10 protein-coding genes are annotated in these 13887 nt (G+C 41.1%); 5 read left to right on the top strand and 5 right to left on the bottom strand.

All coding sequences use genetic code 11. The features are described 5' to 3' along the window. Window positions 1-32 precede the first annotated feature (32 nt). The 3 genes from HUW48_RS17515 to HUW48_RS17525 all read left to right on the top strand — a co-directional run bounded on the left by HUW48_RS17515 (window position 33) and on the right by HUW48_RS17525 (window position 3079). Window positions 33-386 carry a winged helix-turn-helix transcriptional regulator gene (locus HUW48_RS17515; protein ID WP_182412171.1) on the top strand — a complete coding sequence of 118 codons (354 nt, stop codon included), beginning with the start codon at window positions 33-35 and terminating at the stop codon, window positions 384-386. A 147-nt stretch (window positions 387-533) separates the two neighbouring features. Further along, window positions 534-2000 (top strand): M28 family peptidase, encoded by a 1467-nt coding sequence (locus HUW48_RS17520; RefSeq protein WP_182412172.1) that lies wholly within the window; start codon window positions 534-536, stop codon window positions 1998-2000. A gap of 779 nt (window positions 2001-2779) precedes the next feature. Beyond that, complete coding sequence (locus HUW48_RS17525; RefSeq protein ID WP_182412173.1) at window positions 2780-3079, top strand: SDR family NAD(P)-dependent oxidoreductase; 300 nt, start codon at window positions 2780-2782, stop codon at window positions 3077-3079. A gap of 126 nt (window positions 3080-3205) precedes the next feature. Here the strand turns inward: HUW48_RS17525 and HUW48_RS17530 are convergent, their stop codons facing one another. Continuing rightward, window positions 3206-4450, bottom strand: a complete 1245-nt coding sequence (locus tag HUW48_RS17530; protein WP_182412174.1) for a polysaccharide lyase — start codon at window positions 4448-4450, stop codon at window positions 3206-3208. A 1084-nt stretch (window positions 4451-5534) separates the two neighbouring features. Between HUW48_RS17530 and HUW48_RS17535 the strand changes: the two genes are divergently transcribed. Together HUW48_RS17535 and HUW48_RS17540 are read left to right on the top strand one after the other, a co-directional pair. Continuing rightward, window positions 5535-6551, top strand: a complete 1017-nt coding sequence (locus HUW48_RS17535; RefSeq protein ID WP_182412175.1) for a nucleoside hydrolase — start codon at window positions 5535-5537, stop codon at window positions 6549-6551. A gap of 259 nt (window positions 6552-6810) precedes the next feature. Continuing rightward, window positions 6811-7290: a cupin domain-containing protein gene (locus HUW48_RS17540; protein WP_182412176.1), complete on the top strand. Its 480-nt coding sequence runs from the start codon at window positions 6811-6813 to the stop codon at window positions 7288-7290. 90 nt (window positions 7291-7380) lie between these two features. On the opposite strand, the gene HUW48_RS17545 is transcribed toward HUW48_RS17540, so the two are convergent. From HUW48_RS17545 to HUW48_RS17560, 4 genes are all read right to left on the bottom strand, one after another. Then, window positions 7381-8088, bottom strand: coding sequence for a 3-keto-disaccharide hydrolase (locus tag HUW48_RS17545; RefSeq protein WP_182412177.1), 708 nt, complete (start codon window positions 8086-8088; stop codon window positions 7381-7383). 278 nt (window positions 8089-8366) lie between these two features. Next, window positions 8367-9224, bottom strand: a complete 858-nt coding sequence (locus tag HUW48_RS17550) for a formylglycine-generating enzyme family protein (protein ID WP_182412178.1) — start codon at window positions 9222-9224, stop codon at window positions 8367-8369. A 610-nt stretch (window positions 9225-9834) separates the two neighbouring features. Beyond that, window positions 9835-12147 carry a DUF7133 domain-containing protein gene (locus HUW48_RS17555; RefSeq protein WP_182412179.1) on the bottom strand — a complete coding sequence of 771 codons (2313 nt, stop codon included), beginning with the start codon at window positions 12145-12147 and terminating at the stop codon, window positions 9835-9837. 380 nt (window positions 12148-12527) lie between these two features. After that, complete coding sequence (locus HUW48_RS17560) at window positions 12528-13874, bottom strand: glucoamylase family protein (RefSeq protein ID WP_182412180.1); 1347 nt, start codon at window positions 13872-13874, stop codon at window positions 12528-12530. Window positions 13875-13887: the final 13 nt, after the last annotated feature.

Consider the following 13887-nt stretch of genomic DNA (forward strand, 5'->3'; position numbering starts at 1 on the left):
GAAATAGTATTATTGTAAATCAATGATTTAAAATGAAAAAGAAAGAAAAAATTTGTCCGGAGGTTGCCACTTGTTCTGTGGATTATGCCTTTAAGCGCATTGGAGGCAAATACAAAGGCAAAATTTTATGGTATTTGCACGAACACTCTATTTTGCGTTACGGCGAGTTAAGCAGGACCATGTCGGACATTACTACTAAATTGCTGACTCAAACTTTATGGGAACTAGAAACAGACCATTTAATTGATCGAAAAGTATATCACGAAGGTCCGTTTAAAGTAGAGTATACCTTAACAGAAGTTAGCAATGAACTGATCCCCTTTATCCGTTACTTAAAAAAATCGGGCAACAAACAAATCAAAGAGGAACTGAAAAATGCTAAATAATAAATTGTTCTACTGCAATTCAAATCTTTTTACTTAACTCTTCCGGAACCGGAACTTGGCTATAACCAGGAAGAGTTGCGGAGCGTGCCGTGGATATAGGAGTAATTTCTATCTTTATACCGCATTATTAATTTATTTTATTTTTTCATGCTCCACAAAATTAAAATTCTTACTTGTTCTCTTTTATTATCGCTACCGGTAACTGCGCAGGAAAACTCCTCTTGGGGAAAAATTTTTAATCGTATTAATGCCGAGGTACAACAAAATTCTAAAGCTTATAGCACTTTACAACAAGCCTCGGCTACTATTGGCCACCGCTTAACCGGCTCGGAAAACGGCAAAAAAGCCGAAGAATACGCTTATAATTTATTAAAGTCGTATGGTTTTGAAAAGGTGCGTTACCAACCCTTTGAAGTAGAAAGCTGGCGCCGGGGCGAGTTACGGGTACAAATAGGTACCGACGCCGATCACCTACAGGATATTAAATCGGTATCACTGGCCCATTCGCCGGTAAAAGCCGAGTTAACCGCTGCTATTGTAGATATGGGTAACGGGCTGGAAGTTGATTACCAGGCCAAACCGGGGGCAGTTACTGAAAAAATTGCATTGGTTTATTTAGGGGTTTTACCCGGTTCAGCACCGGGTACGGGCACCTTGCACCGATCCGAAAAAACGGCTTTGGCTAAGAAGTACGGGGCCAGTGGTATTATAATCATTAACACGGTAGCAGGCGGCACCTTACTCACGGGCACGGCCTCAGTTACTGGCAAACTAATTCCTATTCCGGCGGTGTGTATCGGTAAAGAAGACGGCCTGAAATTAAAAGAACAACTCCGCTCCGGTCCTTTGGTATCCGCGATAAACATGACCAATTTTTCCGGGTTAATAAATGCCCGCAATGTTATTGCTACTTTGCCGGGTGCCACACTGCCAAAAGAAAAAATTGTTGTGGGCGGCCACCTGGATACCTGGGATTTAGCTACCGGCGCTATTGATAACGGCCTTGGCTCTTTCTCGGTGATTGATATGGCACGTACTTTTAAGACTTTAAAATTACGGCCTAAACGTACGATAGAGTTTGTATTGTTTATGGGCGAAGAAGAAGGCTTGCTGGGCTCCGAAGCTTACGTAGCCGAAGCCATGAAAGATAAATCCATGCAAAACATTGCCTTTATGCTGAACTACGACATGACCAACGACCCCAAAGGGTACCATGCCACCAGTGAGGCTTGTAAACCTTTATTCCAAACCATTGGGGCTTTAGCCAGCAAAATTGATACAACTTTTAAGAATAATTTCTCTAGCCGGGCGGGCCTGCACAGCGATCACCAGCCGTTTATGTTGCACGGCGTACCCACAGGCGGTTCTTTTGGCGGCAAACTTCCGGCGGGTGGCGGCGATTGCTACCACGCTGATTGCGACGGGTTTGACCTGGTGGAAGAAAGCGGCTTAAAAAACACGGTTCGATTTAGCAGCATGCTGGTATATGGTTTAGCCGACTCAGTTAAAATACCTGCGAAACACTTAAACGATTCAGAAACAAAAGCTTTCTTGATTACTAACAAATTACAGGAACCTCTAAAAATTGCCGGGGAGTGGCGCTGGGCGGATTAACAACTACAAAAAAATAATAACCCCATGTTTATTTAAAGAATTTCATCCTCCTGCTACACTTATGTAAAATAGAGTAGCAAAAAGTATGAAATTAATCCAATTTTTAGCAGCTTAAATTATCGCCAATTAAGGTATCCTCACTACCTGATTATTACTAAATTGAGATAATTGAGCCTTAAAATCTTACCTGTTTTTATAAGGTAGCACAGTATACCCAAAGCCAAACCGCAGAATAGCAGTTTGGCTTTGTTTTTTAAAATCCTGGTATCCATGCTTTTCTACAAGGGTTCCCAGAGCTCAATCTTATTGCCTTCGGCATCCAGAATAGGAATAAATTTTCCGTATGCAACCGTTTCCATTTCATCCAATATGGGTACGCATTTGCATTTACCTTTTTTACTATTCCTTCCAAATTCTGAACCCTGCAATTAATCATAAATTTCTTCTTATAGGGAGCAAAATAAAGGCTGTCACTTTTCAAAGGAGTCCATTGAAGCTGATTAATCTCGTTGAGGCGATTTATATTTCTGGATTCAAAAGTAGCTCTCAGTCATTTACCTCCAGACCTAAGTTCGAAGCATACTATTTTTTACCGGCTGTCTTCCCGAATTACATCTGGTAAAAGATTTACAAAAGGTGCTAAACTAGATGAATTATAAATGGCTAAAAAGCTTCGAAGAAAAACACGGCTTTTAGATAACTCTCTGCGGAAAACAAAAACTAATTTTCACCCAAGAGTTATCTAAAACAAAAAATGGAAAAATAATTATAAGAGAGTCTTGCAAAAGCCAATTGGCCTTGGTTTTACCGCAAAATCTAACACCGCAGAAATAATTGTAGGGATAAACCTTACCGGAAAAGTGGCGATTATAACCGGCGGTTACACTTGTATTGGTTTAGAAACTACCCAAACACTGGCGGCCGCCTCTACCGTAATTATGCCCGTCCGAAGTATTCAAAAAGCCCAGCAGAATTTAGCCGGGATTGCTAATGTAGAGTTAGCCGAAATGGACTCAATGGACCATACTTCCATAATGAGTGTAATAGGTTTTCTTAGATGTTTTAATAAGCAAGGCTAATCTGATTTTATTTTTTACTAAATTCCTTTAAAAAAGAAAAGACTGTTTAGTATAGTTACTAAACAGTCTTTTCTTTTTATTATAAAGCATTCTGGTGATAAGGATAACAGAATACCTGAATCCCAGTTATTGTGTTACTGTAAAATTAATAGTTAAAGCCGTGCCAGCATTTCCACTACGACCTGCTGCGGAATAAGGAGTAGCTTTTAAGGTATATTTACCTAATGCGGGGCGCCACGCCGCGTAATTCAGATTTGTATCCCCGAATAATGCATAGGGAGCGCCACCTTCTGTTTTCGTATAATTTTTAGCACCGGAAAGAGCAAAGTACACACTACCAACGGTAGTATTAGTATTAGCCCGGATATTAATATTTTTGGTAGGTAAACCCGAAAGCTTGATAGTAGCACCGTTTGCAATTGTCCGGATATCTTTGTCTGTATCCGCGTTAACCAAAGTATAGCTTACTACTTTTTGGCCGGTAGCAGATACAGGGGCATCATCTTCTGCTGGTGGGTTATTTTTGCCGGAACCCGAAGGGGCTACATCATTGTAAGAAGCGCCACCCGATGCAGTACGGATATCATCGATAAAGAGCGCCCGCTTGCTGATGGTACCCCATTTTCTTTTGTAAATACCGGTTTTAAAGTAAGGATGATCATTATCGTTGTAGCTATTCGGACCACGGAAGGTAAGTGATTTAGTACCGTTTAACCATACATCTAAAACTCCGTCAGATTGGTGAGAAAAGTTAATGTGAAATACAAAATCAACCCATTTATCTTTAATTACCGGTCCCAGGTCAAATACTTTTTTACCGCTAATGGTGGAGTTGGTGTTATTCGAACGCGTGGCCCAATACATTACCACGTTTAATCTACCTTTACTAACCACCAAAGCAATGGGGGGAAAACGAGCGGCCTCTCCTTTATCTTCCATGGCGTGCCACTGTGCAATTATATCCCAACTATCTACGGCGGTGCTGGTTTGCCAATAGCTGCTTGGTAATTTCATACTAAACCCATACCAACGGTTACTAGATGTTTCGGCTGGTAATAATATTTCCGAACGTAGTTTGTAGTCCGCTTTTCTTAACTCAATACGTGCAGATTTCGATCCTGATCTGGACTCGGCACTAGTAAGAACAAAGCCATGTGACTTATATACTTGTTTGTTAAACGGACTCATGGCAGAGGATTCGAATCTTTGTTCTACCAAAAGATTCTTCCGGTAAGAATCAATGGAGGTAATATTACTAGCGTTGGCTAATTCGACTTCTGGTTTAACATCTGGCTGAACTAATTCTTCAGTATCACAAGCTGTTGTAAATAATGACAGTAAGGGAATAGACAAAAGTAGTTTAGTTTTCATAAAGAACGATTAAAGTTAGAAAAACAATATTAAAAATATACAATTTGTAAAAGCACTAATCAGCAACTATCAGCTCAAGTGAAATTGTATATTATTTAACATAAAAAAGCATTTAGTAAGATAAATATTAGGATAAAACCATAATTGAAAAGATTAAAAGCAAACATCGGACAACGTTATTATTTTAAATAAATATAATTTAACTTATACAATGTAACCTTTTACAATTCTTTAATTATGGCTCAAACATAGAGCATAAAATTTTATCCACCAAATTTTAATTGTTTTTATGCTTAATATTTAATTTTTTATCAATAAAACACCAATAATTTTAGTAAATCCAACATAAAAGTAATTGACTATGCTTTGCCAATTATAAATACATATATATCAAATGCATATTAAATTATAATAAATTCACGAAAATAAAACCAACAGTCATTTACATAATTTTGGACAAGAATACAGCTATTGAAACTAATACAACTTTTATTATTAGTTTTATTTTTGTATTATTTTTATAATTACGAATCTTAATTAATCAACACTAACACAAACACCATATCAATAATACAATAAAATGCTGCCGTTTAACCAATATTATGCCAAAAAACTGTTGTGTTGCTAACCGTTTCATATTTAGGCACCTAGTAGATTACTTATAATTTGATGAGATATAATGTGCTGAATTTTTCTACACACTGTAGAAGATGTCCACACTCACAAAAATTGATTTTATAGAGAGTAATTGTATGATAGACAAGAACAAGAATATTGAATTGGTAATTAAATAAAACTATTTTGTTATAGGGTAAAAACAGTAGATGCCCTGGAACTTGCAACATAGTTACCCAACTATCTACTCTTAACAATTATTATTCTATGGAATTTTGATACTAGGTTAAACCTGACCGGTAAATTTTTTTAGTAAGTTAAGCTGTACAAATAATTCGAAATAAATTATACAGAGTGCTGATTCAACTCTCCCTATCTTGATTTAGCCCTTCCTTATAGAAAAGTCTGTCTTTCTATTACACTTTATTGTTTATATTTAGAAACCAACTTTACAGCCACAAAAGCTTCTATGATAAAAAATGCCTACTTCTTATTTTTGTTTCTGCTTAGCTATTCCTTTTCCTGCTTTAGTCAGAAAATAATTGGCAGCTCTACAGTTGCTCCCAGAATGCGGGTTATTGTAGATAATGATTTTAGTGGCGATCCAGACGGATTGTTTCAGCTTGCGCACCTTTTGTTATCTCCATCCGTAGAAACCCGGGCCATTATTGGTTCGCACCTTAAAGTGGGTGATGGCTTTGATCCTTCCCAAACCCAGGCTCAAAATGCAGCTAACCAAGCTAAAGAATTACTAAAAATAATGGGTATAAAAAGCAACATTCCGGTAATTCCCGGTTCCAACACTGCTATGCCCAACGACAGCACGCCGGTTAAAAGCGAAGCCGTAAACTTTATTATAAAAGAAGCTTTACGCACCGATACCAAATTACCCTTGTACCTGCTTTGCGGAGCCGGCCTCACCGAAATTGCCTCGGCCGTATTAACTAATCCCCAAATTGCCGGTAAAATTACTTTGGTATGGATTGGCGGTCCGGAATATCCCGATCTGGCCTACCCGCCACCAAATTATTCTAACCCCGAATACAACCTGAATATTGATATTGCCGCGGCAAGAGTTGTCTTTAATAAATCTAGTATTCCCATTTGGCAAGTACCCCGCAATGCCTATCGGCAAGCCATTTTGCCTTACTCACAGTTACTTCTAAAAATTAAACCGCAGGGGAAAACAGGGAGTTACCTAAGTGGCATTTTAGAAAGCCTTATGACCCGGATTCAAAAATATGTAAACATGGGCGAGACCTATATTCTCGGTGATAGCCCCCTGGTATTACTAACCGCGCTTCAATCCTCCTTCGAACCCGATCCATCTTCCAGCACCTACGTACTAAAACCCGCGCCCAGCATTAACCAACAAGGAGCGTACGAGTTCAATCATCAGGGCCGCCCCATTCGGGTATATACCCAATTAGACATTAACTTAATGTTTAACGATTTTTTTGCTAAACTGGAATTATTTAGTAAATAAACCACTGGATTTAATTAACCGGGAATTTAGATTATGCGGATTTAAAAAGCAGAATACTGCTTATATGCCTGAAAAATTTACTAAATAACCCAGAAGAAAATATTAATCGATAATACTATATTTCTAAAAGCAGATTTATAATTTCAAACCATTACCAAAACCTTTTCCGGTTTGGCGTAAATAAAAAGTTTCTCCGTAACAAATTTGTTTTTACCTAATAAAACCGGAATTACAAAATATCTATAATATTTGAATAATAATGGATGTCCAAGACTTAATTCGCCGATTAAAATTGCAACCTCATCCGGAAGGGGGATTTTATAGAGAAACGTACAGATCTAATCAATCTTTGGTAAATAATCAAGGACAAAACCGGAATGTTAGTACAGCTATATTTTATTTATTACAGGATAACTATAAATCTGCTTTTCATCGCATTCTCTCGGATGAACTATGGTTTTTTCATCAGGGACTGACCGTAGAAATAGTTATTATTCAAGATGGCCAGTTAACTTCTGTTCTCCTAGGAAACGATTTTGAGAAGGGGGAAATACCGCAAGCCATCATACCGGCTAATACCTGGTTTGCGGCTAAAATAAAAAATAGGACTGGCTATTCCTTAATAAGCTGCACCGTAGCGCCCGGCTTTGATTTTGCCGATTTTGAATTAGCCGAAAAAGAGAAACTGCTTCAGCAATTCCCTCATTTAAAAGATGCTATAGAAGAGTATAGTAAATAAAAACAGTTCAAACAGCAGAAAATATATTTTATTACGAGTACGGCTATTAGCTGTTTGTATAAATAAGTTCTTATATTAAACACACGTTTATTATTCTTTTAAATCATTAGGTAATTCTTTGATAGAAATATTACGGAAATGATGGGTGGCGCCCGGCGCCCAGGAATCCAGAATATTCCAACCTACTACGGTTGACGAGTACAGGGCGGTCCAATGCGATTGAAAACCAATCATACCTTGGGTAGCTCCCGCAATAAAATCGTTTTTGGGTTGGGTAACGTCCCACATTTGTACCCCGTTAATCCAGAGAGTAATGTGCGGCATCTCCCCTACCATCCGGATCCGGAAGGAATTCCAGTCGTTGGCTTTCCAAACATTTTCCCGCCCGGTGGTTTTTGCTTCGCGGCTCACTGGCATGCGTTCCCCGAGCAAGTTTCCGGTGTTTTCAGCGGCTTCGTCTAACTCAATCTGGTAAGCAATGCCGCTTTCAGAAGCCCTGATAAAAATGCCGCCGTTAGTGAACGAATCAATCTTGGCCTCCAGGTACAGATCAAAATTTTTAAAATTTTTATCCGATAGCAACACTCCCCCCTGCCCATAAGGATTTTGCCTAATTACAATAGCGTTATTTTCCACTCGTACATCGGGGGTAGTACCCTGGTGCGTAGTTCGGCTAATGTGCCAACCCTGTAAATCTTTCCCATTGAAGATAGATTTATACCCCGCTGGAATTTGCGCCCAGGCAGCTGGCACCAGAAAAGTTGTTAAAACCAGGATCAGAATACTTTTTATTTGCATGTGCTGATTCGTACTTTTTAAATTTAAATTTTAGCAACAATTTCGTATGATAATATTCAGAATCTTGTCTGAAGTAATTTGCTCGGCCGCTTTAACCAGTTAAAAACTAGCTACTACCTTTATAAACCAGTTACGCTTCGTTAAACTAGCGTCAGGGAAATTAATATTTTTTAAAATTCAATTGAAAGACGCTAATACTTCTGCTTAGCCCTTAATTTAAACAGGTGAGTTTTAGCCAATCATTTAGAAACATTAACTCATAACTTTTAACTCTTAACTTATTTACGTGCTTCCATTACCAAACGAACACCCACATCAAAACCATTGCCGGGGCCAGCGGCATGGGTCATGTATGTGGCATTTTTTACATCGCCGGTGAAAGAGGCGCCTTTTAAAACGTGTTCTTTCCCGGACTTCGGTGGCACCGGATCGGCAAATATTTTCTCATTATAGTAATCCTGCACCCATTCCCACACGTTACCCAACATGTCGTAAATTCCCCAGGCATTTGGTTCTTTTTGACCAATCGGGCTGGTAGTAGCGCCGCCCAAAACGGCTACTTGGTTAATTTCAGCCCAGGGAATGTCTCCTTCAGCGCCGGCCCGGGCGGCGTATTCCCATTCAAATTCGGTTGGTAACCGGTAGGTATGCTGCTTATCTTGGGCATTTAATTTTTTAACAAATGCCTGGGCATCTTGCCAGGTAATGCTTTCAACAGGATACTTGGCACCATTATCTTTTACTTTATCTTTTTTAAAAAACGCCGGGTTGTTGCCCATTATATTTTGCCATTGTTCCTGGGTCACTTCAAACTTACCGATGTAATAAGACTTATCTAATTGAACCGTAAAGCCCGGCATAGCCGATTTTCGCGCCATTTCGGCGGCTGTTTTGTATGAGCTTAGCGGCAAAGTGGGTCGGTTTAATTTCTCTTTTGGGGGCTCCCCTACTCCCGGCTGAAACTTTCCAACAACCATCTTACCCGGCTTAATTAACACGAACTCCATTCCGAACTTATTGGTGAAGGTGGCGGGCTGAGCTAAAAGTTTTATTGGTAACAGCAGGAGGATTAAACCAATTCTGACCAGTGGTTTAATTAAGAAATTAGATATTAGTAATAACTTAAAATCGTGCATTTTCAATTTTTTAAATAATTTATTCCTAAGCTCCCTTCGCAAGATTAGGAGGAACAAGGGAGTATTCTGTTTTTACTTGGAGCCTTTTCAAGTCTCCAGGCTGCGGTGCTATCTCGTTTGACCCGGCTGAGTTTGCCTCCTGGCCGGCCGGCCTCGTTTGGCTCTTTCGGGCTGGTCTAAGCTTCCTTTCCTCGTCCTCGGAATTCTGCTACGCAGAACCGGAACCTTAGAAGGCCCTCTAGAGCCAAACTGGTGTCAGTTGTTCTTAGCTACGGCTTTTACAACTACTTCTGCTTTTGAGTGAAATAATTAAATCTCTTACCAAATGGTATGGGCTTAACTATTACCATCTCCTTTCAAACAGAGAAGCTGTTTAGAATCTTAAGATTAGCTATCGCCCTGGTTGGTGTCTTCACTAATCAGCCAGGCCCCAAGTCGGGCTACTTGCTGGTTAGTGAAGACACCAACCAGGGCGATATAGATCTATATTTTACAACACTAAATAGCTACGGAACTTAAATTATCACTCATCCAATCTATTAATTTTTAAAAAATGGATAAGAATTAAAAACTGTATTGAGACCCTCAAACTCCAACTTGTAACCTAAACCTACTTCGCCCAATTGGTATTTTCGTTACGACCAAGTTTAAAGATTTCGAGCAGTTGCAGGGTCATTCCTTCGGGAATTTTTGGCGTGTTGGCGCGTACATTTTTAACTTCTTCGGCGGTTACTACGGAGGCATAATTGCCGATTTCGCCACTGTTTCGCACGTAGCTCAACACAGAGGCGATCCATTCGTCGTCGTTGTGGCCCATAGCCGGCATGATATCAGGATACGTTTTTCCGTCAACCGGACCTTTTAACCCGTTTAACAACAATTGAATCAACAAAATTTTATCGCCTTTTACCCGAGGCGAACCGGCCAACGGCGGAGCGGGCATTTGGCCACCACCCAAAGAACGGCCTTTACCATCCGGCCCGTGACAACTGGAGCAAAGTTGTTTAAAAATAACGGATCCTGTCGCTACCAATTTTTGATCTTCCGGGCTCAAATTTTTAGACCGGGCTTTTTCAGCAGCAATGGCTTTTTGCGACTCCGTAAAAGTAGTGTAAGAATACTGCATGAGTTCGTTGTTGGGGTTGGCCGCAATCAAATCTTTAACAGTGGCTTGGGCTGATTCACTTTTATTTGTCCGGAGCGATAAGGCCAGTTGAATCCGAACATCGGCGCTCGCGTCATTTTTTAAGGCGCTTAACTTCTGAATAACTTCCGGATCGTTTTTCGCCAGAAAATTTTCGCTAATCCAAACGGCAGTTTTTCTTACCTGTGGTTCTTCGTCGGCTAAGGCCTGAAACAACTTAGCTTTATCAATTGCATTTAAACCTTCTAAAGTCCATAAAGCATGAATGCGGGCCAGATGATTGGGTTGTTCTTTAGCCAGAGTCATTTTCTTTAAAGCCGGCACAACCGATTTGTCGTTGCGTGCAATTAAAGTAATCTGAGCATTATCGCGCCACCAACCGTTGGGGTGATTTAAGTATTTTACCAGTTGGCTGCTGGGCTCGTTCAACATTTTTGGCCGGTTGGTATCGGGTTTAAAATCTTGATGTACTACCCGGTAAATGCGCCCCATACCCCGGTTTTTATCTAAACCTTTTTCAGCAATTACGCCGCCTAAGTAAGAGCCTGGCCCCGACCATTCGCTTTCCTGAATAATGCCGTGGTACATATCTACGATGTAAAAACAACCGTCTGGGCCGGTGTTGGTATTAATTGGCCGGAAATTCATGTCAGCGGAGGCCAGCCAATCCTTTTTTTCGTAGGCATCTTTAATGTGAATTTTACCTTCTTTGTTCGAAACTTTCCCGCGTTTAATTACCCTGCCTACCGGTTCCGGAATAAAATAATCGCCCTGCATGTCGGTGGGTAAGCGATCGCCCCGGAAAATAGACTGGCCGCAACCAGAGGTAAAATGGTTAAGCGTATTATCTTCGGGTCGCAACGCTTCTTTGCCACCTTGCGCGTCCACTGTACCAATAATCGGCCACGGAATGGCAAACTCGGGGGTGTATTGGTCTTTAAAATTTAAGGAACCATAAGCCGGCATTTGCTGGATTTGCACCGCTGGTAAACCTGGTCCAGCCTCGGAGTAAAACAAACGTCCGTAATTATCGGCGGTAAGTCCCCACTGACCAATCATGTTATCTACCAGCGTATCGGCGATTAGCTTACCGTTTTGGTATTTGTAACGCAAATTGTCGCGCGTTGGGTAAATCCAGTTATCCAGGTTCCAAAGCAGGCCGCCATTTTGGTGCTCCAGGTTGCGCACGTCTTGCACATCGTTCCGGAAAACTATTTTCTTTTCATCGGCTTTGCCATCGTTGTTGGTGTCGCGGTAACTCCAGATATGCTGCACGTTGGTTTCCTGCACCAGCAACTGATCACCCACTGGTAGCACTACCCGAGGCAGAAGCAGACTATCAATGAACACGGTATACTTATCCATTTTGCCGTCACCGTCGGTATCTTCCAGGCGTTTGATGCGGCTGGTGCGTTCGTACTCCCCGGTGCCTAGTGCATCTTTCATGTACGTATTCATTTCGGCTACGTACAAACGGCCGTTTCCGTCCCAGGCCATGGCTACCGGTTCCTGCACCATGGGCTCACTGGCTACTAATTCCAGGCGATAACCATGTGGTAGCTGCACTTTTTTCATGCTTTCTTCCGGCGACAAAGGTGCTACGGGAGGATCTTTATCCACAAATACGCGCTCAAACGGTGGCTCGGGCGTTGATTGGCTTTTAGTAACCGAATCTTTACTACCCGAAGAACAGCCATTTCCCAAAAGACTAATAGCTACAATTAAAGCCAAGAAGGATTTAGGCGTTCTATTTTTTTCTATTTTTAAAAAGTAGGACATACAAATATTTACTTTTTTAATAATTTACTAACGTTTTAAGGCTTTAACCTTATACAGCTGGATAAATTTTAAAATTTACATTTTATTGAGTTGATTACAATTTAACCAGCTTTGTCGACTCTGGTTTTCATTCCTTTAACTCCTAACCATCCAAGTTTAATAAGTTTTTTTAAATAAACCCTGGCGCGAGCGTCTTCGCTCGTGTCTAATTATGTGTTAGGCCTATGGCCAGACTAACCGAAAACATTCTTTCCAAGGAAAGAAGTTAAATTCCAACCGGCCATAGGCCGGACGATAAGCATCACGAGCGTGGACGCTCGCGATAGGGAAATTTTATTGTTTGAGCTATGGTTTTTGGTCTATCGTCTATGGACTAAATACTACTTCAACTCCGGACTTTGAAAACCTAAATTTTTCAGGCCTTTTTGCACATCCGGCGAACTCATGAATAATTTCCAGATTAGACCGGTACGGTGGTTTTCAATCATCACAATAATCGGTCCCTGGTCAATGGCTAAGTGCGATTTAGCGTACCAGTTTTCGGTTTCGTTAAAGGCATCCACAAAGCCGTATTTACTCCAGATTTTATCGCCTAAATCGTTGTAAAAATGTTTGAGCGCCTGCATGGAATACTCCGGCGTGTACGGGAAAGCAGAAAGGGAAGCAGTTGGTGTAATTACGCCTAAATCCTCGGTAGGTGAATGGGCGCCGTAGCCTTGGTGGTTGTCGCTGGCGGTTAAACCCCAACTGTTGGGACCGTAGCCTTTAAACTTTTTCGGGTTTTGGAGGCAATACGCCCGGTTAATTAACGTATGATTTAAGTTTTGCTGCCAGTAATCGGCGTATTGGTCTTTTAAACCTTTGGGATTGAGACCCAGAAAAGAATAATGTGAAAAGAATAATGGCCCACCGTAATCAAAGCCGAGCGGCAGCTTTATACCTAGAAACTCCCGATCGTTGCGAAAAAAATTACTACTTGTCCAGCCTTGGTGGTACACTTTCGGGTCGATGGCATATTTTGGGGAAGATGCGGCAAGCACGTAGGTAATCAAACACTCGTTCCAACCCCGGATTTGATGGTTCATGCTCCAGCCCTGGTTGGGGCTCCAATGCCAATACAACACATTTTGCCCGCCTTGCGTGTGCCAGTTCCACTCTACGCCTTCCCACATCCAGAGAATTTTATTGCGGAGTTGGCTTTCGGTAGGGTTGTCATGAGTAAAGTATTGACGGGCACAAATCAGGCCCTGAAATAAAAACGATGTTTCTACTAAATCGCCGCCATCGTCTTTCTGGCTAAACCGGATTACTTTGCCGGTTGCCCCATCCAGCCAATGCGGATACACCCCGTGAAACTGGTCGGCTTTCCAGAGAAAATTTACTATTTTTAAGGTACGTTCGGCGGCTTGCTGGCGGGTAATCCAGCCCCTTTCGGCAGCCACAATAATCGCCATTAAACCAAAGCCGGTGCCGCCGGTGGTTACTACTTCGTCGCCGTAGTCAAAAGACTTGTTGCTGCGTTCGCGGGCCATGCCGCTTACCGGGTGGGCAAAATCCCAGAAATAAGCAAAAGTTTGTTTTTGTACCAACTCCAGTAATTGCTCATCCGAGAGGTTTTTTGGTCGGGAGCTGTCAAAAATATTGGCTGTATTTTTAGATTTATTCTTTTGCGCTAAGAGCAAACCCGGCATTGTTAAAAAGCAGATTAGAATGAATACGTTTTTCATAAGCTGATTTTTT

Source organism: Adhaeribacter radiodurans (genome assembly GCF_014075995.1).
Taxonomy (GTDB): Bacteria; Bacteroidota; Bacteroidia; order Cytophagales; family Hymenobacteraceae; genus Adhaeribacter; species Adhaeribacter radiodurans.